17 protein-coding genes are annotated in these 25,420 nt (G+C 64.0%); 10 read left to right on the forward strand and 7 right to left on the reverse strand.

Features of this window, described 5'->3' with window-relative positions:
* Positions 1–42 precede the first annotated feature (42 nt).
* The 4 genes from pcaQ (at position 43) to ACP691_RS04305 (ending at position 3,240) form a co-directional block, all read left to right on the forward strand.
* A complete protein-coding gene (gene pcaQ / locus ACP691_RS04290; protein ID WP_426153889.1) occupies positions 43–981 on the forward strand; it encodes a pca operon transcription factor PcaQ in 939 nt (312 codons plus the stop codon).
* 161 nt (positions 982–1,142) lie between these two features.
* Positions 1,143–1,904, forward strand: a complete 762-nt coding sequence (locus tag ACP691_RS04295) for an FKBP-type peptidyl-prolyl cis-trans isomerase (RefSeq protein WP_426153887.1) — start codon at positions 1,143–1,145, stop codon at positions 1,902–1,904.
* A gap of 293 nt (positions 1,905–2,197) precedes the next feature.
* On the forward strand, positions 2,198–2,647 hold the full coding sequence (locus ACP691_RS04300; protein WP_426153885.1) for a YkvA family protein: 450 nt from the start codon (positions 2,198–2,200) through the stop codon (positions 2,645–2,647).
* A gap of 212 nt (positions 2,648–2,859) precedes the next feature.
* On the forward strand, positions 2,860–3,240 hold the full coding sequence (locus ACP691_RS04305) for a hypothetical protein (protein WP_426153883.1): 381 nt from the start codon (positions 2,860–2,862) through the stop codon (positions 3,238–3,240).
* Between the two features lie 371 nt (positions 3,241–3,611).
* Here ACP691_RS04305 and ACP691_RS04310 read toward each other — a convergent pair whose 3' ends face one another.
* Both ACP691_RS04310 and ACP691_RS04315 read right to left on the reverse strand, forming a co-directional pair.
* Positions 3,612–5,375, reverse strand: a complete 1,764-nt coding sequence (locus ACP691_RS04310; RefSeq protein WP_426153881.1) for a bifunctional diguanylate cyclase/phosphodiesterase — start codon at positions 5,373–5,375, stop codon at positions 3,612–3,614.
* Between the two features lie 119 nt (positions 5,376–5,494).
* On the reverse strand, positions 5,495–7,570 hold the full coding sequence (locus tag ACP691_RS04315; RefSeq protein ID WP_426153879.1) for a carboxy terminal-processing peptidase: 2,076 nt from the start codon (positions 7,568–7,570) through the stop codon (positions 5,495–5,497).
* Positions 7,571–7,744: 174 nt separating this feature from the next.
* Between ACP691_RS04315 and ACP691_RS04320 the strand changes: the two genes are divergently transcribed.
* On the forward strand, positions 7,745–8,710 hold the full coding sequence (locus ACP691_RS04320; protein ID WP_426153877.1) for an alcohol dehydrogenase catalytic domain-containing protein: 966 nt from the start codon (positions 7,745–7,747) through the stop codon (positions 8,708–8,710).
* A gap of 128 nt (positions 8,711–8,838) precedes the next feature.
* Here the strand turns inward: ACP691_RS04320 and ACP691_RS04325 are convergent, their stop codons facing one another.
* The gene (locus tag ACP691_RS04325; RefSeq protein WP_426153875.1) at positions 8,839–10,194 is read right to left on the reverse strand and encodes a TolC family outer membrane protein; all 1,356 of its coding nucleotides are present in this window, start codon (positions 10,192–10,194) and stop codon (positions 8,839–8,841) included.
* Between the two features lie 537 nt (positions 10,195–10,731).
* Between ACP691_RS04325 and ACP691_RS04330 the strand changes: the two genes are divergently transcribed.
* Positions 10,732–15,480: a retention module-containing protein gene (locus ACP691_RS04330; RefSeq protein ID WP_426153873.1), complete on the forward strand. Its 4,749-nt coding sequence runs from the start codon at positions 10,732–10,734 to the stop codon at positions 15,478–15,480.
* 211 nt (positions 15,481–15,691) lie between these two features.
* On the opposite strand, the gene ACP691_RS04335 is transcribed toward ACP691_RS04330, so the two are convergent.
* Entirely contained in the window at positions 15,692–16,279 is a 588-nt protein-coding gene (locus ACP691_RS04335; protein ID WP_426153871.1) for a UPF0149 family protein, read from the reverse strand.
* 160 nt (positions 16,280–16,439) lie between these two features.
* Between ACP691_RS04335 and recQ the strand changes: the two genes are divergently transcribed.
* The 3 genes from recQ (at position 16,440) to ACP691_RS04350 (ending at position 21,455) form a co-directional block, all read left to right on the forward strand.
* A complete protein-coding gene (gene recQ / locus ACP691_RS04340; protein ID WP_426153869.1) occupies positions 16,440–18,572 on the forward strand; it encodes a DNA helicase RecQ in 2,133 nt (710 codons plus the stop codon).
* A gap of 91 nt (positions 18,573–18,663) precedes the next feature.
* The gene (gene slyA, locus ACP691_RS04345) at positions 18,664–19,101 is read left to right on the forward strand and encodes a transcriptional regulator SlyA (protein WP_040262240.1); all 438 of its coding nucleotides are present in this window, start codon (positions 18,664–18,666) and stop codon (positions 19,099–19,101) included.
* Positions 19,102–19,184: 83 nt separating this feature from the next.
* Entirely contained in the window at positions 19,185–21,455 is a 2,271-nt protein-coding gene (locus ACP691_RS04350; RefSeq protein WP_426153866.1) for a hypothetical protein, read from the forward strand.
* Positions 21,456–21,480: 25 nt separating this feature from the next.
* On the opposite strand, the gene ACP691_RS04355 is transcribed toward ACP691_RS04350, so the two are convergent.
* Both ACP691_RS04355 and ACP691_RS04360 read right to left on the reverse strand, forming a co-directional pair.
* Complete coding sequence (locus ACP691_RS04355; protein WP_426153864.1) at positions 21,481–21,792, reverse strand: Mpo1-like protein; 312 nt, start codon at positions 21,790–21,792, stop codon at positions 21,481–21,483.
* Positions 21,793–21,852: 60 nt separating this feature from the next.
* Positions 21,853–23,307 carry a TrkH family potassium uptake protein gene (locus ACP691_RS04360; protein ID WP_426153862.1) on the reverse strand — a complete coding sequence of 485 codons (1,455 nt, stop codon included), beginning with the start codon at positions 23,305–23,307 and terminating at the stop codon, positions 21,853–21,855.
* A gap of 95 nt (positions 23,308–23,402) precedes the next feature.
* Between ACP691_RS04360 and ACP691_RS04365 the strand changes: the two genes are divergently transcribed.
* Positions 23,403–23,969, forward strand: a complete 567-nt coding sequence (locus ACP691_RS04365) for a nitroreductase family protein (RefSeq protein ID WP_426153860.1) — start codon at positions 23,403–23,405, stop codon at positions 23,967–23,969.
* A gap of 84 nt (positions 23,970–24,053) precedes the next feature.
* Here the strand turns inward: ACP691_RS04365 and ACP691_RS04370 are convergent, their stop codons facing one another.
* On the reverse strand, positions 24,054–25,388 hold the full coding sequence (locus ACP691_RS04370; protein WP_426153858.1) for a sensor histidine kinase: 1,335 nt from the start codon (positions 25,386–25,388) through the stop codon (positions 24,054–24,056).
* Positions 25,389–25,420: the final 32 nt, after the last annotated feature.

Genomic DNA, 25,420 nt, shown 5'->3' on the forward strand with positions numbered 1-25,420 from the left:
GGTTTCGACTCCAGGCATGGCGATCCGAGTAGAATCGGCGCCATGAATCTCGATACCCGAATCAAATTCCGGCACCTGCTGTGCTTCCTGGAAATCGCCCGTCACGGCAGCTTCGCCAAGGCGGCCGACGCGATTTCCATCAGTCAGCCGGCCATCTCCAAGACGCTGAAGGAGCTCGAGGAGCTCCTGCAGGCGCGTCTGTTCGAGCGCAGCAAAGGAGGCGTGGCCTTGACGCCCGCCGGCGTGCGTTTCATGCGCTACGCCGGGCCTTGTGTGCAGGCACTGCGCGATGGCGTCAGTACCTTGCGAGACAGTGCCCATGAACCGCCACTGGTGCGGGTGGGCGTCCTTTCGACAGTAGAGAGCCAGTTCATGGCCCAGGTGCTGAGTCTGTTGCACGAGCGTCATGCCTCCCTGGTGGTAAGCGTGGCCACCGGGCCGGGCGCCTACTTGCTGGGGCAGTTGCATGTCGGGGAGCTGGACGTGGTCATCGGCCGTGTGGCCGACAATCCGCAGATCCAGGGGCTGACCTTCGAGCATTTGTACAGCGAGGCCATGACCCTGGTCGTACGGCCAGGTCATCCGCTCTTGCGAGCAGGTACCACGGACGTTGGCCGGATACCCGCGTTCCCCCTTGTGCTGCCGCTCGCCGGTACCACCATCCGCAAGCATGCCGACAGCCTGTTCGTGCAATGCGGCATTGCGCCCTCTGCCCAGCGCCTGGAGACCCTCTCGCCAACCCTGAGCCGTCGTTATGTTCTGGCCAGCGATGCCATCTGGGTGGCTCCGCGGGATGCAGTGCTAAGTGACGTCCAGCAAGGCGAGCTGTGCGAGCTGCGCTTGGGGGTACGCGAACCTGGGGGCTCCGTGGGCATCTGCAGCAATGCGGCCTTGCCGTTGTCCTTGCCGGGGCAATGGCTCTGCGACGCTGTTCGCGAGGTAGCGGCGGGCTATCGGGACGGCGAGGAAAACCGTGCCTGAGAGGTAAACAAAATTTCAGCTGCCAAGGGGAAAATCCTTTGGTAGCTTGAACTTATCGGACCTTTGCCTCTCCTATGGCATAGCCTTTGGTCTGGCCCGCCTGCTAAGCTCGCGGCTTTATTCGTCCGCCCTTCGTATGGCGCCCCACACAAGGAAACAGCATGAAACAGCATCGGTTGGCGGCTGCGATCGCCCTGGTAGGTTTGGTTCTCGCCGGTTGCGACAAGCAAACCAGCAGCGTCGAGCTGAAAACCCCTGCCCAGAAGGCGTCCTACGGGATCGGCCTGAACATGGGCAAGAGCCTGGCCCAGGAAGGCATGGATGACCTGGACTCCAAGGCGGTGGCCCAGGGTATCGAAGACGCGGTAGGCAAGAAGGAGCAGAAACTCAAGGACGAGGAGCTGGTCGAGGCCTTCGCCGCGCTGCAGAAGCGCGCGGAGGAGCGGATGACCAAGATGAGCGAGGAGTCCCTGGCCGCCGGCAAGAAGTTCCTGGAAGAAAACGGCAAGAAGGACGGCGTGGTGACCACCGCCTCCGGCCTGCAGTACCAGATCGTGCAGAAAGGCGACGGCCCGCAGCCCAAGCCCACCGACGTGGTGACCGTCCACTACACTGGCAAGCTGATCGACGGCAAGGTGTTCGACAGCTCCGTGGAGCGCGGCAGCCCCATCGACCTGCCGGTCAGCGGCGTGATCCCCGGTTGGGTGGAAGGCCTGCAGCTGATGCACGTGGGCGAGAAGATGAAGCTGTTCATCCCGAGCGACCTGGCCTACGGCGCGCAAAGCCCAAGCCCGACCATCCCGGCCAACTCGGTGCTGGTATTCGACCTGGAACTGATCGGTATCAAGGACCCGGCCAAGGCGGCCGGGAACGAGGACGCCGAGCAGGCGCCTGAAGACGACGCCGCTGCCAAGAAGCAGTAAGCCGTTCGCTGTCGACCACGCCCCGCCTGCCGGGGCGTTGTCGTTTCAGGGTCTGGCATGCGTTGGCGGCGTATGGAAGCGAACCCTCAGCCTAGCGGCAAGTCAGAATCCAGAGGGGTTGTATCCATTTCACGGCCCTGTTATGGGCGTTCGTTTACAACGAGATGTGAACGAAAAAACGCCGATTCGACCCTGACCCTTGAGCGCTGGGGCCTGTAGCCCGATCCAGCGCCACTGTTCACATGGTTATCCACAAAAACTGTGGATATCCTTCAGACCTGTCCGGAGGCTTCATGAAGGCACCCTTTGGCTTCACCCGCTTTCTTCCCCTGGCCGAGCGCCTGGTTGCCCGTGGTCGGCTTCCGGCCCTGGCCATTGCCGTGACCCGCAAGATGCGCGGCAAACGCCTGGGCCAGGTGAAAGAGGATATAGCCTTGCTGCAAGCCCTGTGCCTAGCCTACTGGCGCGGAGAATACCGAGCCGTCAGCACCAAGGCCGTGTTCTCCATCGTTGCCGGCCTGCTGTATTTCGTCAGCCCGATCGACGCGGTGCCGGACTGGCTGCTCGGTGTGGGCATGCTCGACGATATCGCCGTGTTGGGCTTCGTGATGCGCGTGGTCCAGGCGGAACTGGAACATTTCCGCGCCTGGCGTTCCCGGCAAACTCCGGAAGCGCTGAATGTGGCCGAGCGCGTACCCGAGCAGGTCGCGCCTCTGGAAGGCGAATACCTGGGCCGTTCCTGAGGGGGCGACAGTCACGTATGTCGGCCCGGCGCTGCGTGGGGCTCCTCGCCAGCGTCGGCGCTGTTAAGATGATCCCTTCTGTCGTCATCGGGCCGCTGGCCGGTTTCCAGGAGGGTTTCAATGACATTCCCAGGTCAAGCACAGGTCGCTCAACCGGAACGCGCGCTGCGCGTCGTCGCGCCATGCGCCATCCCGGACGCGGAGGGCGAAGGATGCCGGTGAGGATCAGCCGACAGCACTGGGACGAGCTACTGAGCGAGCTTGACGTCGCGCGCCGCCAGCGGCACCTGCTTACCTATCGCGCGCTACTGGAGCGGTTGCAACTGCCCACCCCCGCCATGCAGACACTTACCGCTGCCCTGGAACATCTGGCCATGCTCGATGCCCGGGCCGAACAGCCCTTGCGCAGCTCCCTGGTGATCAGTCAGGGCGCCAGCCGCCTGCCACGGACCGGTTTTTTCGAGTGCGTCGAGCGCCTGGGTCGGTTTTCCGGCCCGGTGGATGGCGTGGCCGCCGCGTCCTGGCATGCTTCCGAAGTGGCGCGGGTATTCGAGTACAGCTATCCAGGGGCCCACCACGCCGACCCCTCGTAGCAGGCCTTGGCGGCGCGGGTCCTGTACGACCAGCATGCTCCGTCGCCGCCAAGAGCGGGCTACAGGGCCAGCCAGCACGCAGGCCTGGCCTGAAATCAGTCCATGAAGCGCGCGAGGCGCTTGTCCGTGGTGATGGTAATCAGATACGCGCGGCCAATCTCGGAAAAACGACCGCGCCTGAGCGTATGAGTGCGATAAGCCATGGTGAGCCTCCTTGGCGGATGTCCAGAAAGGGTATTGCCTGAACGCCGACGCGCTCACAGAGCATTTGTTTCCGGGTTTGATTGAAATCCCACATTCCCGTAGCAGCCCGCCTTGGCGGCGACAGGGCGTGGCACGGTGTCAGATTTGGTCGCGGCCAAGGCCGGCTGCTACAGCGGGATACCCGCCCAATTTGCCGGCTGCATGAACACCGCCGAACCTTCCATCTCCTTGGCTCTGTGCTTGGCCTCGGAGGCTTTCGCTGCCAGGTCTTCGGCATTCAGGGCATGGCAGTCTTCGGCCCTGACATGAACCACGCCGATGGACAGGGATAGCAGCGGGAAGATCTGACGCACCCCTTGACGGTTGTGGGAAACGAAATTGCCCTCTGCCAGGTGCTCGCTGCGATAGAACCGGCGGCATTGCTGGGTGAAGTCTTCGATCAGCCGGTCCAGCCGCGGCTGCCAGTCCCCCGAGCCCAGTACCAGCATGAAGTCGTCGCCACCGATATGCCCCAGGAAGTCCCGGCTTGGGTCCACTCGCTCGTTCAGGCAGTGAGCCAGGGCCAGCAACACCTCATCCCCGCGGCTATACCCATAAAGATCATTGAAGGGCTTGAAGCTGTCGATGTCGATGTAGCACACGGCAACTTCCCGCCCTTGGGACAGAGCCCGCTCCAGGCACTGGCGGATGGGTACATTGCCTGGCAACAGGGTGAGGGGGTTGGCATAGCGAGCCTGTTCGATCTTCAATTCCGTGATGAGCTTTAGCACGTCGATGACCCGGCCCATGCCCTGGTAGGTCCCACCCTCGGTGATGATGAAATCTTCCTCGATGCGCTGGCGCGCGCGACTGGTGAGCAGTCGGCTCACTTGCTGCAACGACTGGCCCATTTCCACGGCGAGGAAGTCTTCACCCATCAGGCGGCTGATGGGCTTTCGGGCGAGCAGTTCGGTGGCGAATGGTTTGAGCAAGGCGTCGGACAGCGAGTGACGATGCACGATGCCGCACGGTCGGCTTTGCTCATCGAGCACCGCCATGGAATTGAGGTTGGCCTGCAGGCCGAAGGCCTCCAGCACCTTGGCGATGGGAACATCGGCGCGCACCGCGGCCTGGGATAACAGGAGGTCTCGCAGGTCGCGGCCTTCCTCGGCCAATACGGGCGCCGTTTCAACCCGAGGCAGAAGGGCGCTGGCATCACGCACGGGGCGATCCTGAGGGCGCGCGATCAGGTAGCCCTGAACCAGGTCCACGCCCATCTCGCTGAGCACTGTGAGTTCTTCCACCTGCTCGATGCCTTCCGCGATCACCTGAGCGCGGGAGCGGCGAGCGATCTGCAGGATGGACCCGACGAACTCGCGCTTGAGGGCGTCCTGATGAATGCCCTCGATGAAATGCCGGTCGATCTTGACATAGTCCGGACGCAGTTCGGACCACAGACGCAGACTGGAATAGCCGGCGCCAAGGTCATCCAGGGCAATGGTGAAGCCCATGGCGCGGTAATGGTGCAGTGCCCGTGACAGCAACTGAAAGTCATCGGTGGGCGTCTGCTCCGTCAGCTCGATCACCACCTGGCTCGGCGACAGGCCATAGCGTTGCAGCAACTGCAGGGTCAGCCCGGAAGGATGAACGGGTTCGAGCAGCGATTCCGGCGAAACGTTGAGAAACAGCTTGCCCTGCAAGCGCTGCTCGCTGAAACAACGGCATGCGGTCTGCCGGCACAGCACTTCAAGCTCGCTGAGGTGCTCGGTTTGCCGGGCTACGGCGAACAGATTCAGCGGTGAGTGCAGTGGGCTGTTGGAGGGGCCCCGGGTCAAGGCTTCGTAGCCGAGCAGGCGACGCTCGGCCAAAGACACGATGGGCTGGAAGAGGGTATGGACGCTGCCCTGGGCCAGAATGGCCTTTAGGGCGCCGAGCTGTTCGGTGATGGTCATGCGAGCCCCGATGCCGCAAAAGAAAAAGCCGGGCCTGAGCCCGGCTTGCTATTTCACGACAGTTGCATGACAGAATGATGACTAAAAGCCATCATTCATCCGGCTTTAACGCGGGCTTATCAATGTTTCGCCACCTGGGTATTGAGGCGCAGGTAGTCGATAAGGATGCGCCCGGTCTCGGCCAGGTAGGCGTCTTCTTCCGGCTTGCTGTCGTCAGGAGCGCCAGCGAGCGGATCTTCCTCCTCTTTCTTCAGCTCCTTGAGCGGCTCCTGGCCCTTGGCCTTGCGACGCGCGTTTTCCAGCGCCAGTTGCTGGGCCTCGATGCTGGTGTGCTCGGCGCGACGCTGGGCCTCGTTCAGGCTCACCGTTTTCTGCTCCGCCAACTTCTGGCTCAGGGCAAGCCGGTCGCGAATATAGGCGAACTCGGCGTCGTCCTGGGTGCGCTTGTCGTGCAAGGCCTTCAGCTGAGCCAGGAACGGCTTGAACGGGTCGCTTTCAGGCTTGACCGCAGGCTTGATGGTGTCCCACGGCATGGCTTCAGGCAGCGCGCTCTCGCCGATCTCCTTGGTGTCGATGATGGAAGGGTAGGCGATGTCCGGTAGCACGCCCTGGTGCTGGGTGCTTTGCCCGGAAACGCGATAGAACTTGGCCAGGGTCAGTTTCAGCTCGCCATGGTTCAGGGGCTGGATGGTCTGTACCGTGCCCTTGCCGAAGGTCTGGCCACCGATGATCAATGCACGGTGGTAGTCCTGCATGGCGCCGGCAAAGATTTCCGACGCCGAGGCCGAGAGGCGGTTGACCAGCAACGCCAAGGGGCCTTTGTAGAAGGCGCCCGGGTTTTCGTCTTCGAGTACGTCTACCTTGCCGTCGCTGTTGCGCACCAGCACGGTCGGCCCTTTCTCGATGAACAGGCTGGTCAGCTCGGTCGCTTCCTGCAAGGAGCCGCCACCGTTGTTGCGCAGGTCGATGACCACCCCGTCGACCTTTTCCTTCTGCAGCTCGCTGAGCAGCTTCTTCACGTCGCGGGTGGTGGACTTGTAGTCCGGGTCGCCGGCGCGGAAGGCCTTGAAGTCCAGGTAGAAGGCCGGAATCTCGATCACCCCGAGCTTGTAGTCGCGGCCGTCCTGGTTCAGGTGCAATACCGACTTCTTCGCCGCCTGCTCCTCGAGCTTCACTGCCTCGCGGGTGATGGAGACGATCTTGCTGGTCTGGTCGTTGGGGGCGTTGGTGTGCGGGATCACTTCCAGGCGCACCACCGAACCCTTGGGCCCGCGAATGAGCTTGACCACTTCGTCCAGGCGCCAGCCGACGACATCGACCATTTCCTTGTCGCCCTGGGCTACGCCGATGATCTTGTCGGAAGGGGCTACCTGCTTGGTCTTGTCGGCGGGGCCGGCCGGTACCAGGCGGACAATCTTCACCTGGTCATTGTCGCTCTGCAACACCGCTCCGATGCCTTCCAGGGACAGGCTCATGTTGATGTCGAAGTTCTCGGCGTTGTCCGGCGACAGATAGTTGGTGTGCGGGTCGTAGGACTGGGCAAAGGTATTGATGTACGCCTGGAAGATGTCTTCGGCGCGGGTCTGGTCCAGCCGGGCCAGCTGATTCTTGTAGCGCTTGGTGAGGGTTTCCTGGATCTGCTTGGAATCCTTGCCCGCCAGCTTCATGCGCAGCACCTCGTCCATGACACGCTTGCGCCACAGATCGTCCAGCTCGGCATTGCTGGTAAGCCAGGGAGCATCCTTGCGCTCCACCTCGAGCGTGTCGTTGGTGCTGAAGTCGAGCTTGTCCACGCCTTCGTCCAGAAGGTCCAGCGCGTAGTCCAGGCGAGCCTTGACCCTGTCCAGGTAGCGCTTGTAGATGGTGAAGCCAGGGTCGAGATTACCGTTCTTGAGGAAGTCATCGAACTGGGTCTTCCACTTGTCGAACTCGGCAATATCACTGGCGAGAAAATAACTGCGCGAAGGATCGAGCAGTTTGATATAGCTGTCGTAGATGATGACCGAACGGGCATCGTTCAACGGTGGCTTGCTGTAGTGATGACGCTTTAGCAGTTCAACGACGTTGAGGCTGGCGATCACCTCGTCGCGGTCAGGCTGAAGGCTGTTCCAGCTGTTGGCCGCGAAGCCTGGGGCTGACAGCAGGCTGAGGCTGATGCCTAACGCCAGGGCGGTGCCGGGGAATAGTTGCTTCATGCTCATTCGACGAGGGGACAATTGATCACGCATATTAGGCCGTCTTTGAATGGACCGGTTCCAGGGCTACTACATTAAATCCTGTTCATGCGGTAGCCCGGTATTTGGGTCACATTATGCAAAAAACCCCGCGTCAGTGCGCGGGGCTCAGTCTGAGTGAACTATGGAGGCAGCGTGAAGGCATTGCAAGGCGTGGAAGGGCATGTGGAATGGGCCGAGTACCCGGACTTGACGTGCGATGTGGGGCAGGTGCGCATACGCGTGGCGGCCGCCGGGCTCAACCGGGCCGACCTGCTGCAGCGGGCCGGGCATTACCCGCCACCGCCCGGCGCGAGCGAAGTCCTTGGGCTTGAATGCGCCGGGATCATCACCGAAGTGGGGGCGGGTGTGTCCCTCAACGTCGGAGACCGGGTCTGTACCTTGCTGGCCGGCGGCGGCATGGCCGAGGAGGTGGTGGTGGACGCCCGCCATGTGTTGCCGGTGCCGGAAGGCCTGACCCTGATCGAGGCCGCGGGTATCCTGGAAGTCTATGGCACGGTCTGGTTGAACCTCTTCCAGCTGGCCGCCCTGAAGCCCGGCCAGAAGGTTCTGCTGCATGCCGGCGCCAGTGGCATCGGCTCGGCGGCGATCCAGCTGTGCAAGGCTTTCGGCAACCCTACCTGGGTGACGGTCGGCTCGGCCGGGCGCCTGGCCTACTGCGAACAGCTCGGCGCCCAGGGTGGGGTGGTGCGCGACATCGGCCTGGATGGGCTCAAGGACCTGGGGCCCTTCGATGTCATCCTTGACCCGGTCGGCGCCAGTTACGCAGAGCTCAATCTTCAGGTAGCGGCGCAGGACGCCCGTTGGGTGTTGATCGGCGTGATGGGCGGGCGCCAGGCCCAGCTGGACATGGGGCTGATGCTGGGCAAGCGCATACAGCTGATCGGCTCCACCCTGCGCAGCCGTGACGACAGCTTCAAGGCCGAACTCCTTCGCGAGCTGGGCCAGGAAGTGCTGCCACTGTTCGCGGAAAAACGTCTCAACCCCCAGATCGCCCGGACCTTCCCTATCGGCGAAGCCGAGGAAGCCTTCGCCGAACTGGCCAGCAATCAGATCACCGGCAAGGTGGTGCTGGTGATCGATCCATGCCTGGTGGGCTGAACCCGCAAAGGCTGGCGAATGCTGGCATGCCCTTAGGCCGCATTCGTCATTACCCTCGCCAGTTTCCGGGTTACCCCGGTTTCCGGTAGGGGCCAGCGCCAGCGGGCGAACCCTGGCGCCGGTCTGGCTTAACGCATTTCAGGCAACCGCGCTTCGCTCTTCACATCCGTCTTGGCCACGGCTTCTGCCGGCAGCACGATCCTGGACTTTGGCAGCAACTCACCCATGTTCGCCAATACCCGGTACATCGAATACTCCTCGGTATAACGCACTTCGGTATAGCGGCGGTTGGCGTTGTAGAGTTCGTTTTCGCTGTCGAGCAGGTCCAGCAGGGTACGCTGGCCCAGGCCGAACTGGTTCTGATAGGCCGCGCGCACCTTGGTGGTCGTCTCGGCATATTCGCGGGCGCTCGGTGCCTGCTGGCGGGCGTTGAGCATGGCATTCCAGGCCAGGGACAGGTTTTCGTTCAGGCTGCGCAGGGCATTGTTGCGAATGTCCATCGCCTGGTTGATGCGATGCGCGTCGCCTTGCAGGCGCGCCTTGTCGCTACCGCCGCGGAACAGGTTGTAGCTGACGGCGACACCGGCGCGCCAGTCGTTGGCATGGCCTTCCTCGCCGGAGATGTTGTCATTGGCGCCTACCGCCACCTCGGCGTCCACCCGTGGGTAGAACTGCGACTTGGCCCCCTCGTACTGCTGCTCGGCCGCTTGTACATCGGCCTGCGCGGACTTGAGGTAGGGGTTGGCGTCGATCATCGTCTGGCGTGCTTCGGCGATATCGGCCGGCAGTTCGCCACGGATGGATGCCGGGGCCTCCAGTTCATCGGGCATGCGGCCGGTGGCGCTGAAGAAATTGGCTTCGGCGTCCGCCAGGTCGACCAGGGCTGTCTGGTAGTTGTTCTCGGCCAGCGCGCGACGGGCGCGGGACTGATCACTGTCGGCGGTGCTGCCCACACCGCGTTCGGTGCGCAGGCCGATCTGGTCGTTGACCCGCAGGTGAGCCTGCAGGTTGTTCTTGGCCAGGTCCACCAGCTCGCGCCGCTTGAGCACCTCCAGGTAAACCTCCACGGCGCGCAGGGCCAGGTCCTGGGCCACACCCTGAACATAGAACGCGCGGGAAGTGGAAACCGCCTCGGTGCGAGACACTTCGCGAGTGGCGCTGGAGCCATCGAACAGCATCTGGCGCAGGCGCAGTTCGGAGGTGGTGTAGGTCAGCAGCTCCTTGTGATGACCGCCTTGGGCGCGGGTGGTGGGCGAATCTGTCTTCTCGCGGCCATAGCCGCCGACGAAGTCGACGCTGGGAAGGTAAGCGCCCCGGGCAACCTTGACGTCCTCATCCGCGGCGAGCCGGCTGTTGATGTTCGATTGCAATTCAGGGTGGGTGTCCACCGTGCTCTGGATCGCCTCCTGGAGCGTCATGGCGTGGGCTTGGGAGGCCCCTATCGCCAACAATACCGCGCTGCAGATGGGGGTTAAAATGCGCATCGATGTACTTCTCCCTGTCCCTGAATATTGGCAGTCGCCATTTTTTTGGCGAATTTTCTTATAATTCCGTGCACGGATCCTAACACTGGAGATACAAAGAAAATTCCGGATCGTTAAGAACTTTTTTTCATAACACTTATCGCCAAATAAACTTATGAAGCGCCGTACCTTTGGGTTCATCTTAGCTATGCCGGAATCGCTGGAAGTGCCGCATGGGGCGGCCTCCGGATAGTTTACCGGGAGTAGTCGAGAAGCGTGAAAAGGGATCGGCGGGTCGTACTCCAGAAGGATTTTGGGCAATTGTGAGGGTGGCGGTTTTCTGTCACCGCAGTCCGCAGGGCGGTTTTCCGCTTTCATGTTCGATACAAAGCGTCTCAGAGCGTAATCGTACTGCGTTCGTTCAGTACCTTACGCAAAAAAATGGCGCTTTGCCATGGTCGAAGCTAGCAATTCGCCAGCCGGTCATGAACTCCGGGGCACATCTCCTGTCTCCTTTGCGCAACGGCCTGGTGCTGAGAAGCAATGGAGGAGTGGGCAATGGCAACCTTGATCGGTGTCGTCAGTAAAGTTATTGGGCAGGTATTCGCAGTCGCCGGTGATGGCACCCGTCGCATTCTGGTGGAAGGTGATCGTCTCTATGCGGGCGAGCAGCTGGATACCGGCGTTGGCGGTGCCGTGTCCGTGCATCTGCAGAACGGCCAGGAGCTGGCCCTGGGCCGTGGCAGCGCGCTGGTTCTGAACGAAGGGCTGCTGCATCATCAGGCCCCGGACATCCAGGTCGAGGGCGACCGTATCGCCGACACCGCCCTGGATGACGTCAATGCCTTGCAGCAGGCCATCGCCGCGGGCGTCGACCCGACCCTGGCTTCCGAGCCGACCGCGGCCGGCCCGACAGGTACGGGCGTCACCGGGGTCCCGAGTGGCGGCGGGGGGCATAGCTTCGTATTGCTGACCGAGGTAGGGGGCGCCGTTGCGCCGACGGTCGGTTTTCCTACCGCTGGCCTGGCCGCCACGCCTGAATTTCCCGATCCGGACCTGCCGCCTCTGGTGACATTGGCTGCGGCGGCTCCGGTACTGCCTCCCGATAACCCGGTCGTGCTGGGCGGGCTGGACGTGGCCGGGGGCGAGGTGAGCGTTAACGAGGCGAACCTGGCCACGGGGTCGAACCCGGACGCGGCCGCGCTGACCCAAAGCGGCAGCTTCACAGTGACGGCGGCCGATGGCTTGACGAGCCTGCTCATCGGAACCCTGGACGTGGTACGCGCCGGCCAGGTCGTGGGTATAGGGCAGTCCTTCACCACCGCCGACGGCAACCTCTTCACGGTTACGGGTTTCGACACCACCACCGGGGTATTGACCTACACCTATACCCTTGTCGGCAATCAGCAGCATCCAGCCGGGGACGGTACCAACACCCTGGGCGAAAGCCTCACCGTCACTGCGGTGGACAGCAACGGTACGGCCGCCACGGGCAGCCTGGACGTTGTGATCCAGGACGACGTGCCAACCGCCGTGGGTGATGCCCAGGCAGTGACGGCCACCGAGCAGCTGACCAGCGTCAGTGGAAACGTATTGGCCAACGATACCCAGGGCGCGGACGCGGTGGCCGGAGGTGGCGTAGCCGCTGGCACCTACGTGGGTACCTACGGCACCTTGGTGCTGGCAGCCGACGGTAGCTACACCTACACCCTGAATGCCGCCGGGGCCGCCTTCGATGCCCTCTATGGCGGGCGCTCGGCCAGCGATACCTTCACCTATACCCTGAGCGATTCCGACGGCGACAGCAGTACCGCGACCCTGACGCTGAACCTGACCAACCTGGATGACCCAGTGATCATCCGCAATCTCGGGCAGAACGGAGGCGAGCAGCGCGTACTGGAGGCCAACCTCAGTACCGGCAGCGATCCGGACGCAGCCGCCTTGACCCGTACCGGTACCTTTACCCTGGACGCCCGGGATGGTCTGGCCACCCTGACCATCGACGGCGTGGATGTCATCGGCGGCACTGCCACGGGCCTGCCGGTGACCATTACCGGCCAGCTGGGCAATGCGCTGACCATCACCGGCTATGACGCCGCCACGGGTGTGGTCAGCTACAGCTATACCCTTTCCGTTGCCCAGGAGCACAACCAAGGGCAAAGCGAACTATCCGAAGACTTCCAGGTGGTCGCTACGGATCGCGACGGCGACAGTGGCACCGCCTGGCTCAACGTGCGCATCGAGGACGATAACCCTGTTGCCGTCGCTGACACCGCCGACGTGAACGACACCACCTCGGTGGTCAGTGGCAACGTGCTGAGCAACGACGCCCTGGGGGCCGATGCCATCGCCAGCCCGGTCACCAATGCCGGCACCTACGTTGGCACCTATGGCACCCTGGTGCTGGCCGCGGACGGCAGCTATACCTATACCCTGGACACCACCAGCCAGGCCTACCGGGATCTGCTCGCCGGCAATGCGACCGTCGGCAACGGCACCGATGTCTTCAGCTATTCGGTGATCGACAGCGATGGCGATACGGCAACCACGACCCTTACCGTCAATGTCACCAACCCTGATGATCCGGTGACCTTCATCGGGCTGGGCGTGGACGGCGGCGAGGAGCGCGTCTACGAGGCCAACCTGCCAGGCGGCAGCGATCCCGATGCCACCGAGCTGACCCGCACCGGCACCTTTACCCTCGATACCAGGGATGGCCTGGCCACCCTGACCATCGATGGAGTGGACGTCATCGGTGGCAGTTCCACCGGCCTGCCGGTGACCATCACCGGTCAGTTGGGTAACGCCCTGACCATCACGGGCTACGATGCCAGCACCGGCGTAGTGAGCTACAGCTATACCCTGTCCGAGGCGCAGCAGCACAATGTCGGGCAGAGCGAACTGTCCGAGGATTTCAAGCTGGTGGCCACCGATAGCGATGGCGACTCGGGCACCGCCTGGCTCAACGTGCGCATCGAGGACGACAACCCTGTCGCCGCGCCCATTACCGAAAGCGTGGCCTCGTCCACTGTCGATAGCAACGTCCTGGTGGTGCTGGATATCTCCAACAGCATGGGCAATGATTCGAAGGTCAATGGGCTCAGCCGTCTGGACCTGGCCAAGCAGGCGATCACCGAGCTACTGACCCAGTACGACAATCTGGGCGATGTGCGGGTGCAGGTAGTGACTTTCAACAACCATGAGAACGTGCTCAGCACCCAGTGGATGACGGTGGCTGAAGCCAAGGCGCTGATCAACAGCGATGCCCTGACCAATGGTGGCGGCACCAACTACGATTACGCCCTGGCTGGCGCTGAACAGGCCTGGGCCACCGCTGGCAAGCTGACCGGGGCACAGAACGTCAGTTACTTCCTCTCCGACGGCAACCCGACGCTGTCGGACGACCGTCCGAAGACCGGCAATGGCCAATCCGGCAACAAGACCGATACCGCCTTGGGCGACGGCATTGACAGCACGGAGCAGGCGGCCTGGCAAAGTTTCCTGGATGCCAACCAGATCCAGTCCTATGCCATCGGCCTTGGGCCGAGCGCCAAGGCTATCTACCTGGACCCGATCGCCTACGATGGCACCACAGGCACGGACACGGCGCCGGTGGTGGTCAGCGATCTCTCGCAGCTGTCGGCGGTACTCAGCGGGACAGTGACCGGCGGTTCAGCCAGTGGCACCCTGACCAGTGTTGCCAAGTTCGGCGTGGACGGTGGCCATGTGCTGTCCGTCAGCGTGGATGGCGTGACCTACACCTTCGATGGCGCCAGCGCGGTCAGCGCCAGCAGCGCCGGCAGCACCTGGAGCTTCGACAGCACCAGCGGCGCGCTGACGGTGGAAACCAGCCGGGGCGGCACCTTCGCCATCAACCTGCAAACCGGCCAGTACCAGTACGTTGCCGCGAACAACAGCAACAGCTACACCGAGCAGTTCGGCTATACCCTGGTCGACAATGACGGTGACCGCGCCAGCTCTACCCTTACCGTGAACGTGAACCCGCAGGCTACCGCCAGTGCGGTCGCCAGCGCGCAGAGCAGCGAGGCGTCCGCCAGCCTGGCGGCGGATTTCACCGCTACCAGTGCCGCTACCCTGGCAGTGAGCGGCACCAGCCTGGACGTGCAGCGAGCGCAGTTCTACGCCAATACCGTCGCGCTGACCGCGGCACTGTTGATCACGGGTACCCTGGGCGTCGCTCACTCGGCCACTGCCAGTGACACGATCAGCGTATCCCTGCGCCAGGGCGAAACCCTGGTGCTGGACTCCGCTGCGATCAACACGGGGGCGGTGACGGCCACCTACACCCTGGACGATGGCAGCGCCGTGGCGGTCAGCGACAACAGCATCACCGCGACCACCGCGGGCACCTACCATATCACCCTGACCAACACCGACGCGGCCATCGGCACCGAGGCGTATGACCTCAACCTGACGCTGGACTACAGCCAGGCCCAGGCATCGACCGCGACGGCCACCACCACAGACACCGCCCTGGCCGAGACAACCGCGCACAGCAGCGCCTTGGTCGAGGCACAGGCGGCGAGCGTTGCCGTGGTCAACGGAACCGAGGCGGACGATACGCTGGTAGCCAGTGACACCGACACCCAGGAGCTGCATGGTGGCGCGGGCGACGACCTGTTGATCGCTGGCGCCCACACCGTGCTGCTCGACGGCGGTGAGGGCACGGATACCGCCAGCTACGCCGCGGCCACCAGCGCGGTGACCGTGGACTTGCGCGATGGCAGCACGGGGGGCTGGGCCAGCGGGCAGACTCTGAACAGCATCGAGCATCTGATCGGGTCGGACTACGACGACATCTTCCACGCCGGCGATAGCGCCACCATCCTGGAAGGCGGCAAGGGAAATGACCAACTGTACGGCGGCGCCGGGGCCGATACGCTGATCGGGGGGAGCGGCAACGATACGCTCAGCGGTGGCGCTGGAGCGGATACCTTCGTCTGGCAGGCGGGCGACAGCGGTACGGACACGGTCACTGACTTCCAGCTAGGTACCGATACTCTTGATCTTGGAGCCTTGCTGGGGGACGCCAGCCACAGTGACCTGGAAGGCTTGCTCAGCTTCAAGGTAAGCGGCAGCGGCGACAGCCTGGTCTCGACCATCGACATCAGCACCACCGCTGGAGGCGCCGCTGTCCAGAGCATCGAGCTGCAACATGTGAACCTGGCCCAGGCCTATAACGTGAGCACCGACGCCAATGGGATGGTAGTGGGGTTGCAGAACAACTCGGCCATCATCAATGGCCTGCTGGGCGACCATTCCCTGAAGGTCGATAGCACGGTTTAAGCGCGGCTTGGGATCCCGGGAAGCCCCGTTCGGCAGGGCCTCCCGGGATCCCGACAGGAGTCGGCAGAGCGGGTGAGTGCCGTTTCATCGGGGCGTTCGGCAGCTGGCACTGCCTCCTACCGCGAATGTTCACTCAGCCGGAAAGGCCTTGAACCTTGCATGGCCTTGGTGGGACCCAGCGCCAGCTGGGGAAGGCTTTGCCTTCGACGAATCAGTGGGTGCGCGGCTTGAGCAGCGCGGGTTTTTCGTCCGGGGCGTGGCTGAGCAGGTACAAGCCAGTGAGGATTTCCGGGATCTGCTCGACCATTTCCGCCTGCAGCTCCGGGCTGGCGGCGATGTCGGCGAATTCCGGCTGTTCATCGAACAGCCCGGACGCCACCATGATCGGCAGCAACAGTTCGCTCACCTCATCCTCGGCCGTTTCGAACCATGCCGCTTCGCGCAGGAACACGCCTTCCATGAAGCCGATGCACCAGCCGCGGAGTTCGGAGTCGTCCGGGTCGTCGCCCAGGTCCAGGTCGCATGGCAGCTCGAACTCGTCATCGCTGGCCAACTGCCGGGCGATGTGGGCCTTGAGCTGCACCAGGGTACCCTCGATCGCTTCGCGCTCCGCGGCATCAGCGTAGCGCGGCTCCTCGGCGAAGAGCGCGTCGATCCATTCGCGCTCCGGCACCGTTTCGGTGGAAATGGACAGCGCGGTCAAGAAGCCATGCGCCGCTACGAAATCCAGCGCTTCTTCGTGGAGCTCGTCGGCGTCCAGGAAGACTTGCAGGCGGGTGAGTTGCTCGGCGAAGGACATGTAGGGCTACCTTGGGGAAATGACAAGGGTGAATTCTAGGCCCTCAACCCGGTCCAGCGCCACCGCAAGGCGGGTAAAAGCGTCCGGCCAGGCGGTTTGATATACTGCCTGCCATTTTTGCGACCCGTGGTCGGTGTTTCGCGCTTTCCGGGAGTCATGCATGCTGGAACAGGCACAACGTGTCCTCAAGGACGTCTTCGGCTACGACAGCTTTCGCGGCCGCCAGGGCGCGATCATCGAGCGGGTGGCGCGAGGCGGGGATGCACTGGTGCTCATGCCCACCGGCGGCGGCAAGTCATTGTGCTACCAGGTGCCGGCGCTGTTGCGTGACGGCCTGGCCATCGTCGTGTCTCCCCTCATCGCCCTGATGGAAGACCAGGTGGCGACCCTGGATGAACTCGGCGTGCCCGCGGCCGCCCTGAACTCCACGCTCGATGCCGAGCAGCAGCGCGCGCTGGCGGTGCGGCTGCGCCAAGGCGAGATCAAGCTGTTGTACCTGGCCCCGGAACGGCTGGTGCAGCCGCGCATGCTCAGTTTCCTGCAGCAGTTGAACATTGCGCTGTTCGCCATCGACGAGGCGCACTGCGTATCCCAGTGGGGCCACGATTTCCGCCCGGAATACCTGCAGTTGGGCCAGCTGGCGCAATTGTTCCCGGATGTGCCGCGCATCGCGCTCACCGCCACCGCGGACAAGCGAACTCGGGAAGAAATCGTCAACCGCCTGGAACTGCATGACGCTGAACGCTTCCTGTCCAGCTTCGACCGGCCGAACATCTTTTATCGGATCGTTCCCAAGGAGCAGCCACGCAAGCAGCTGCTGGCCTTCCTCGCCGAGCGCAAGGGGGATGCCGGCATTGTCTATTGCCTGTCGCGCAAGAAGGTGGATGAAGTCTGCGCCTACCTGGTCGGCCAGGGCTTCCCGGCCTTGCCTTATCACGCCGGGCTGCCGGCGGAACTGCGCGCCTTGCACCAAAAGCGTTTTCTCAATGAGGAAGGCCTGATCATGGTCGCCACCATCGCGTTCGGCATGGGCATCGACAAGCCCAACGTACGCTACGTGGCCCACCTGGACCTGCCCAAGTCCCTGGAAGCCTACTACCAGGAAACCGGCCGGGCGGGTCGCGATGGCCTGCCCGCCGATGCCTGGATGGCCTACGGCCTTCAGGACGTGCTCATGCTCAAGCAGATGATGCAGAACTCCGAGGGCGATGAGCGTCACAAGCGGGTCGAACAGCACAAGCTCGATGCCATGCTGGCTTTGTGCGAGGAAACCCGCTGCCGCCGCCAGGCGCTTCTGGCCTATTTCGACGAAGTCCTTCCCCAGCCCTGCGGGCACTGCGACAACTGCGTGGACGGCGTGCAGACCTGGGACGCCACCGAGCCCGCTCGCCAGGCGCTGTCCGCCATCTATCGCACTGGGCAGCGCTATGGCGTGGGCCATCTGGTGGACGTGCTGCTCGGCCGTGACAATGAAAAGGTGCGCGGCGCCGGGCATGAGCGCCTGGCCGTGTTCGGTGTTGGCAAGGACCGCGCCGAAGGCGAGTGGCGTTCCCTGTATCGCCAGCTGGTGGCCCGCGGCCTGGCCGATATCGACCTGGAGGGGTATGGCGGGCTACGCCTGACCGATGCCTGTCGTCCCCTGTTGCGCGGCGAAGTCAGCCTGGAATTGCGCCGTGATCTCAAGCCCCAGGCGGTCGCCCGTGGGGGCGCCAGCCCGGCCAGCCAGCTGGTGCGTGGCGAGGAGCGCGAACGTTGGGAAGCCTTGCGTGCCTTGCGCCGGCGCTTGGCCGAGGAGCACGGTGTGCCGCCCTATGTGATCTTCCCGGATTCTACCTTGTTGGAAATGCTGCGCAGCCAACCCACGAGCCTTGCCGAAATGGCGCGCGTCAGTGGCGTCGGCGCGCGCAAGCTGGAACGGTACGGTGCTGCCTTCCTGGAAGTTCTCGCCGGTGGCGAGGGCGCGTCAGCCCGCGCGCCCGTGGCGGATCTGCGTCACGAGCTGGTGAGCCTGGCCCGGGCCGGCATGACCCCCGCGCAGATGGCCGGGCAGCTCAATTGCTCCGAAAAGAATGTCTATACGCTGCTCGCCGAATCCATTGCCACTCAGCAGCTGTCGCTTGAACAGGCACTGGACTTGCCGTTCGAGCTGCTCAGCGAGATTCAGGACAGCTTCCTGGATGGCGAGGGCGAGCTACCGCCGGTCAGCGAGATCGCCGAGCACTTCAAGGGGCGTGTCCCCGAAGGGGTGCTCTACTGCGTACGCGCTGCGTTGCAGTCGGAGTTCGAGCTATGAACCAGCGGATGGTTGCAAGTGGCCAAGGCCTTGCCAATCGACCGTGGCGCATGCTTAGCTCGCTAATAGTTGCAATTGACTAGAGTAGCCTATGCCTTTGACTGACCAACACCGCTTCGGCATGCAGCTGGCGCATCTGTCCCGTGGCTGGCGCGCTGAACTGGACCGTCGTCTGGCCGGGCTTGGCCTGTCCCAGGCGCGCTGGCTGGTATTGCTGCATCTGGCCCGCTTCGAGACGCCCCCCACCCAACGTGAATTGGCCAAAAGCGTCGGCGTGGAAGGGCCGACCCTGGCGCGTCTGCTCGATAGCCTGGAAAGCCAGGGCCTGGTGCGCCGCCATGCGGTCGTGGAAGATCGCCGGGCCAAGCAGATCAGCCTCAGCGAATCGGCGCTTCCCTTGATCGAGCAGATCGAGACCATCGCCAACGCCTTGCGCGCCGAGTTGTTCACGGGGGTTAGCGAGCAGGAGCTGGCCACCGCCATGGCAGTGCACGCGAAGGTACTGGCCAACCTGGAAAAACGCAGTTAAGGCTATAACCGGCGTTGCGCTTTGAGTTTCCCCGGGTCGCACGCTATAAGGAAGGCTGTGGAAGTCGCTCCGAAGGGATGCTCATGCGCAAGCGTTTTACCCGAACTGTCTGGTCCACGCCTATAGAGGGCTCTCGCCTGGGCCTTCGCACGCTGCTGGGCGGCTTCATCCTGGCATGGTCGAGCCTGGCTGGCGCGCTTGGCCTGGGCGAGATCAGCCTGCACTCGTCGCTGAACCAGCCGCTGAACGCAGACATCACCCTCACCGATGCCGGCGGCCTGGACGAAAGCGACATCAGTGTAAGCCTGGGTACCTCGGACGAATTCGCCAGGGCCGGGATGGACCGGTCATTCTTCCTCACCGATCTTCGTTTCACGCCGCTGTTGCGCAACGGTCGGCAGGTGATTCATGTCAGTTCCAGCAAGGCGGTTGTCGAGCCTTCCCTGAGCTTCATCGTGCAGGTAACACAGCCAACCGGGCAGCTTCTGCGTGCTTATACCCTGCTGATCGACCCGCCGGGCAGCGTTGCTCTCACGCCCCCGCTGGTCGCTACCAACGCCCGCCCGGAGCCGGTGTCCAGCGTCGCTCCCATGCCGACCCAAGCCGCGCCGGCTACGCCACCACCGGCCGCGTCTCGTCAGAAAGCCAGGGAAAGCACGCCAAGGGAATCGGCCACCGGCGAGCAATTGACCGCGACCGCGGCGCAGAATCGCCAGTTGCAGCAGTCTGTGGACGACCTGCAGGCGCGCCTGACGACCCTGGAAGAAGAACGGGCGAGCAGAGATCAACAGCTCGCCGACCTGCAGGCCCGATTGAACGAAGCCCAGGCCTTGGCCGCCGCCCGGGCCGCGGCCGCGCCGGCACACAACGCGACCCAGGCGCCTTCCGCCACCCAGGCCAATGGCGCATCGGCCCCGACCAGCGACGCGCCAGGGCAAGCTGCGGTCGCGACGAGCACCGTCGTCGCCCCCGATGTGACGTCAAAGCCCACGCCCGCTCCGTCTCCCGCCGTTACTTCAGCCCAGGCGCCGAGTTCGGCGGCACCCGCTCCGCTGGTGGTAGAACCGGAAAACGACGACCTCACCTGGCTGCTGCAACTGGGCGCGCTCCTGGCCTTGCTGTTGCTGATCGCTGCCTGGTGGCTGCAGCGGCGCCGTCAGCGAACTCCGGCTCCGCCTGAGCCGGAGCTTGCGCGCACTCTCCCTCAGGCCGAGTCGGCGGCGCCAGAATCCCTCGCGCCTACACTCAGCGATAACAGCGCGGCAACGGCCGCTTCTCGCCGGGAACAAGGCGCCGCCACCGACGCACTCGACGCCGCCAGCATCTATATCGCCTATGGCCGCTTCAACGAAGCCTTGGCGGTTCTGCGCGAAGGGCTACAGCGGCAGCCCGAGCGGCGTGATCTGCGCCTGCGCATCCTCGAGGTGCTCGGTTTGCAAGGCAACGCCCACGCTTATGCCGAGGAGGAAGCAGCGCTGCGGGCCAACGGTGAAGACGATGCGGTGCTGCAACAGACCCGCTCGCGCTTTCCCAAGCTGGCACCCGCGGCGGTGGCGCTGGCGGCCGGGGCGGCTGCGGGCATTGCCGTTGCCCAAGGCGGCGCCGCGCCAGAGCCCGAATCGAGCAGCGAGAGCCGGGACAACGCTGCCTTGTCTGAGCCAGCGTACGTGCCAGCCGCGGCGGAGCCGGCGAATTCAGACCTGGACATCGATTTCGACGCCCTTGGCGATCTGGGCGCCCCGGACGATTTCCCAAGCCTGGCGGCCGAGCCCGGAGAGGCTTCGCCTGGAGAATTCCAGCTCAACTTGGATGACCTTTCCCTGGACGCCGACTGGTCGTCGGTCGACCCCTTCGACCAGCCGCCCGCGCCTGCGCCTCGGCTCGACTCCAGCCCACCCACGCCCGCGCCTTCAGCGGACGAGGCCCTGTTTTTCTCCAACCTGCGAGAGCTGCCCGAAGTCATGGAGCTGCAGGAAGACGAGTTCCTCAGTGGCTTCGCGGACGATCCACTGGAGCCAATCGAACCGCTCCAGCATCAGGGCGACGACCTGGATGCCGCCTTCCTCGATGCGTTCGCCGACGAACCTGCCCTGCTGCCGGCGCTGGAACCGGTGAGTACGTCCAGCGACGCGGCACTGGATCTGGGCGAGAGCGAGCTGCCAGACCTGGGGGAGCTGAGCATCGACTTCGATGACATCGAACACCAGGCCCAGGCGGCTGATCGCCTGGACGAAGCCCGGGCGCTGTTGGATCAGGGCCAGCCCCAACAGGCGAGCTGGCTGCTCCATGAACTGTTGCAGGACGCGGACGAGGCAACCCGGGACGCCGCGCGCAAGCTGCTGGCGGGGCTTTGAGCCGAACGGAGGCTTGCCCAGGTCTTCAGAAAGCCAGTTTGCCGGTGATCAGGTCCCGGAACATGACGAAGTCACCCAGCAGGCTGTAGAACGGGTGGCGGAAGGTGGCCGGGCGGTTGCGCTCGAAAAAGTAGTGGCCGGCCCAGGCAAAGCCGTAGCCCGCCACGGGTACGCCCAGCAGTAGGGCAAAGTTGAAGGTGGCGAAGGCGTAGGTCAGCAAGGCAATGACCAGGCTGGTGCCTACGAAGTGCAGTCGTCGGCTGGTGCCATTGCTGTGCTCGGCCAGGTAGTAAGGGTAGAACTCGGCGAAGCTGGCGAAACCGCGTTCAGTGTCCATCGGTGCCTCCGCTGGAACGGGCCTTGTATGGCCGCAGCATAGCCAATGCCGAGCCTGGCCTCAATGACGCCAGAACGCGGGAACGCAAAGCACCAGCACGGTGATGATTTCCAGGCGGCCAAGCAGCATCCCCAGGGAGAGCAACCATTTGGCCGCGTCTGGCAGGGGTTTGAAGTTGCCGGCCGGGCCAATGGTATCTCCCAGTCCAGGCCCAACGCCGGACACGGTGCTGGCGGCACCGGTCAATGCGGTCATCCAGTCCAGCCCCATCAAGCCAAGGGCCAGGGCGATCAGGCCGATGGTGGCGCCAAAGAAGAACGAGAAGGTCAGGATCGACCGCACGATGTCCTCGTCCAAGCGGTGGCGGTTGTACTTCTGGCTGATTACCGCGCGCGGATGAATCAGCTGGTTCAGGCTGGCCTTGAGAAGGATGTAGGCGACCTGGAAGCGGAAGATCTTGATGCCCCCGGCGGTAGAGCCGGAGCAGCCTCCGATGAACCCCAGGTAGAAAAAGAACATCAGGGCAAAGTTGCCCCAGAGACTGTAGTCGCCCAGAGCGAAGCCAGTGGTGGTTACCACCGAGGTCACGTTGAAGGCCACATGGCGCAGGGCTTCATACCAAGGCAGCCCAGTGCCCAGCCAGTACCAGCTACCCATGACCAGCCAGCACAGCAGAAGCAGGCCGAGGAAGCCTCGCACTTGGGCATCTCCGAACAGTGCCCGCAGGTTTCCGCGCGCGGCCGCCACATAGAGGGTGAAGGGGAGGCTGCCCAGGATCATCAAGACAATGGCCACCCAATGCACCGTCGGCTGGTGCCATTTGGCCAAGGACAGGTCCGAAGTTGAGAAGCCGCCGGTGGAAATGGCCGACATGGCGTGGTTGACCGCGTCGAATGCGTTCATGCCGGCGAGCCATAGCGCCAGGGTGCCCGCGGCTGTGATACCCACATACACCAGCACAATGGACTTGGCGACCATATGGGAGCGTGGCATGAGTTTTTCTGAGCGGTCGGAGGATTCTGTCTGGAACAGACGCATGCCCCCGATACGCAGCAGCGGGAGGATCGCCACGGCCATGGCGATAAAGCCGATGCCGCCAAGCCAGTGCAGGAGCGAGCGCCACATCAGCAGGCCCGGAGAAAGGGTATCCAGGCCACTGAGCACCGTGGAGCCCGTAGCGGTGATGCCGGACATGCTTTCGAAAAACGCGTCCGTGTAGCTGATGTCCGCGCTGAAGCGCAGGGGCAGGGCGGCGAACACCGCCACGACCACCCAGCTGCTGACGGTGAGCAGGTACATGTCCCGGGGCCGCAGGTTGCTCTGTTCCGGTCGGCCGCGGATAACCAGGGCCAGCCCGCACAGGAAGGTGAGCAGGCTGGCCCAGAGGAAACCCTGGAGGTCGTCGGTGCGGTGGAACAGCACCAGGGTCGCCATGGGCACCGCCATGCTCACTGCCAGGGTGATCAGAAAGATGCCGATGATGAAACCAATGACTCGAAGGGTCGACAGGGACATGGCGCCCACGCTGGCAGAAAGAAGCCGAACATTTTACCTGCGGGGTCAGGGGTGTAAACGCTAGACTGGGGCCATCATAGCGATGGGAGTGAACGATGGAAGCGCTGCAAGCCCTGTTGGAACGCGTTTCGGTGAGCCGCCTGGTCGACCCGGCGCCCACGGACGAGCAACGTCGGCTGATGTTCGAGGCCGCCTTGCGGGCGCCGGACCATGGGCAGTTGCGGCCGTGGCGTTTCCTGACGGTGGAAGGAGATGCCCGCCTGGCCTTGGGTGACCTGCTTGCCGAGGCTGCGGCGGTCACGGGCGGCGAGGGCAGGGAAGCGGCCATTGAAAAGGCGCGCAAAGGTCCTTTGCGCGCGCCCTTGGTGGTGGTGGCCGTGGCTTCGGTCACGCCGCATCCGAAAGTGCCTGCCTCTGAACAGGTACTCACCGCCGGCTGCGCGGCCCATGCGCTCTTGCTGGCAGCCTATGCCCAGGGCGTAGGCGCCATGTGGCGCACCGGGGAATTGTCCTTCGCGCCCTCGGTCGCCGCGGGGCTGGGCCTGGCGGCCAATGAACAGATCATCGGCTTCATCTACCTGGGTACCCCGGCACAGGATGTACGCCCGGCCACCCGCGCTTCGGCCGAAGCTTTCGTCAGCACCTGGACAGGGCGTGGCTGAGGCGGGTTCGCTTGCTTCGCGAGCTCCCACCGGTGGGACCCAGCGAAGCTGGGGAACGGGGGGCGCCTTGCGCTGAAAGGTCTCTCAGGCCGCCGAGGGCGGGTCCAGGGGTAGCTCCAGCCGCGCTACGAATCCGCCATCGGGGTGGTTGCCCAGCACCAGGCTACCGCCATGGCGCTCCGCGGCGCGGCGAGCGATGGCCAGGCCGAGGCCATGGCCCTGAGCCGTCTGGCCGGGAGCGCGGTAGAAGGGCTCGCCCAATTGCGCCAGATGCTCCTCGGCGCAGCCAGGGCCGTGGTCGCGTACACAGATGGTAACGCCCGAGTCGCTCGGGACGGCGGTCAGCTCGATTGGGGCGCCGACCGGGTTGAACCGCAGGGCATTGCGTAGCAGGTTGTCCGTGGCCCGCTCGAGCAGGGTTGGCCAGCCTCGCAGCGCCAGATGAGATGAAACCCGGACGTCTACCGCCTGTTCCGGGGCGCTGAGCCGCGCGTCCCGGGCGATCCCGGCCAGCAAGGGTTCAAGAGGCACGGCTTCGGCGCTGACCTGCTCGGCGTCTACCCTGGCGAGCTCGAGAATCTCGCTGATCAGCGCTTCCAGGCGATCGCATTCCAGTGTCAGCCGAGGCCATAAGCGCTCGCGCTCAGCCGGCTCGGCGCGCTCGGCCAGGGCCAGGGCAATGCGCAGGCGCGCCAGGGGCGAGCGAAGTTCATGAGAGACGTCGCGCAACAACTGCCGCTGGCTGCCGATCAGGCTTTGCAAGCGCGCGCCCATGCGATTGAAATCAGTGGCCAGTACCCCGAACTCATCGCGGCGGGCCGCCAGCCGCGCCAGGCTGTGCTGCTGGTAGGCGGCCTGGCCCAGGTCATGGACCGCGCCGCGCAGGCGCTGCAAGGGTCGGGTAATGGAGAGGGTCACCAGCAGGCTGAAAAGGGTCAGCACTACCAGGGCGATGGCCAGCGCGCCCAGTGGCCAGAACAGGCTCTGGCGATGCCAGGCGTCGACTTCCGGGTGCGGAATGCGGTAGATGAACAGGTAGGTGTCGCCCGTCTTGGGGCTGGTGTATTCGGTCGTCAGGCGGCGCCATGGCAGCCGGCGATCATCCTCGGTCTGGCGCGCCTCGAAGGCCAGGGCGCGACGCGGGACGGTGCCCGGCACCACGGCTTCGCCCGCTTCGTTCAGCACCTGGGTATCCACATGGTAGCGGCGCTTGTGCTCCTCGAGCAGGGTTTCAGCGGCGTCGGCGCCATCCTGTTCATAGCGCTCGGTCCATTTCTGCGAAAAATGCTTGAGCGCCGGATGACGGCTGAGGATCCAGGTGTCCTGGTTCAACACATGGCCCATGAGAACGGAGAGGCCTGCGACCAGGGTAATCGCCAGCCAGAAACTGGCCAGGATCCTCCAGAACAATGAACGCAACGAAAGCACCTCTCCAGGCAAATGGCAAAGCC

The sequence above is a fragment of the Pseudomonas sp. DC3200b2 genome (assembly GCF_049895785.1).
GTDB lineage: Bacteria > Pseudomonadota > Gammaproteobacteria > Pseudomonadales > Pseudomonadaceae > Aquipseudomonas > Aquipseudomonas massiliensis.

Bases quoted from the DNA above. Each gene is read 5' to 3' on its own strand.
- ACP691_RS04315 (WP_426153879.1), bottom strand. From the start codon at position 7,570: ATGAAGCAACTATTCCCCGGCACCGCCCTGGCGTTAGGCATCAGCCTC.
- pcaQ (WP_426153889.1), top strand. From the start codon at position 43: ATGAATCTCGATACCCGAATCAAATTCCGGCACCTGCTGTGCTTCCTG.
- ACP691_RS04335 (WP_426153871.1), bottom strand. From the start codon at position 16,279: ATGTCCTTCGCCGAGCAACTCACCCGCCTGCAAGTCTTCCTGGACGCC.
- ACP691_RS04355 (WP_426153864.1), bottom strand. From the start codon at position 21,792: ATGGACACTGAACGCGGTTTCGCCAGCTTCGCCGAGTTCTACCCTTAC.
- recQ (WP_426153869.1), top strand. From the start codon at position 16,440: ATGCTGGAACAGGCACAACGTGTCCTCAAGGACGTCTTCGGCTACGAC.
- slyA (WP_040262240.1), top strand. From the start codon at position 18,664: ATGCCTTTGACTGACCAACACCGCTTCGGCATGCAGCTGGCGCATCTG.
- ACP691_RS04310 (WP_426153881.1), bottom strand. From the start codon at position 5,375: ATGACCATCACCGAACAGCTCGGCGCCCTAAAGGCCATTCTGGCCCAG.
- ACP691_RS04365 (WP_426153860.1), top strand. From the start codon at position 23,403: ATGGAAGCGCTGCAAGCCCTGTTGGAACGCGTTTCGGTGAGCCGCCTG.
- ACP691_RS04360 (WP_426153862.1), bottom strand. From the start codon at position 23,307: ATGTCCCTGTCGACCCTTCGAGTCATTGGTTTCATCATCGGCATCTTT.
- ACP691_RS04300 (WP_426153885.1), top strand. From the start codon at position 2,198: ATGAAGGCACCCTTTGGCTTCACCCGCTTTCTTCCCCTGGCCGAGCGC.
- ACP691_RS04305 (WP_426153883.1), top strand. From the start codon at position 2,860: ATGCCGGTGAGGATCAGCCGACAGCACTGGGACGAGCTACTGAGCGAG.
- ACP691_RS04325 (WP_426153875.1), bottom strand. From the start codon at position 10,194: ATGCGCATTTTAACCCCCATCTGCAGCGCGGTATTGTTGGCGATAGGG.
- ACP691_RS04350 (WP_426153866.1), top strand. From the start codon at position 19,185: ATGCGCAAGCGTTTTACCCGAACTGTCTGGTCCACGCCTATAGAGGGC.
- ACP691_RS04295 (WP_426153887.1), top strand. From the start codon at position 1,143: ATGAAACAGCATCGGTTGGCGGCTGCGATCGCCCTGGTAGGTTTGGTT.
- ACP691_RS04330 (WP_426153873.1), top strand. From the start codon at position 10,732: ATGGCAACCTTGATCGGTGTCGTCAGTAAAGTTATTGGGCAGGTATTC.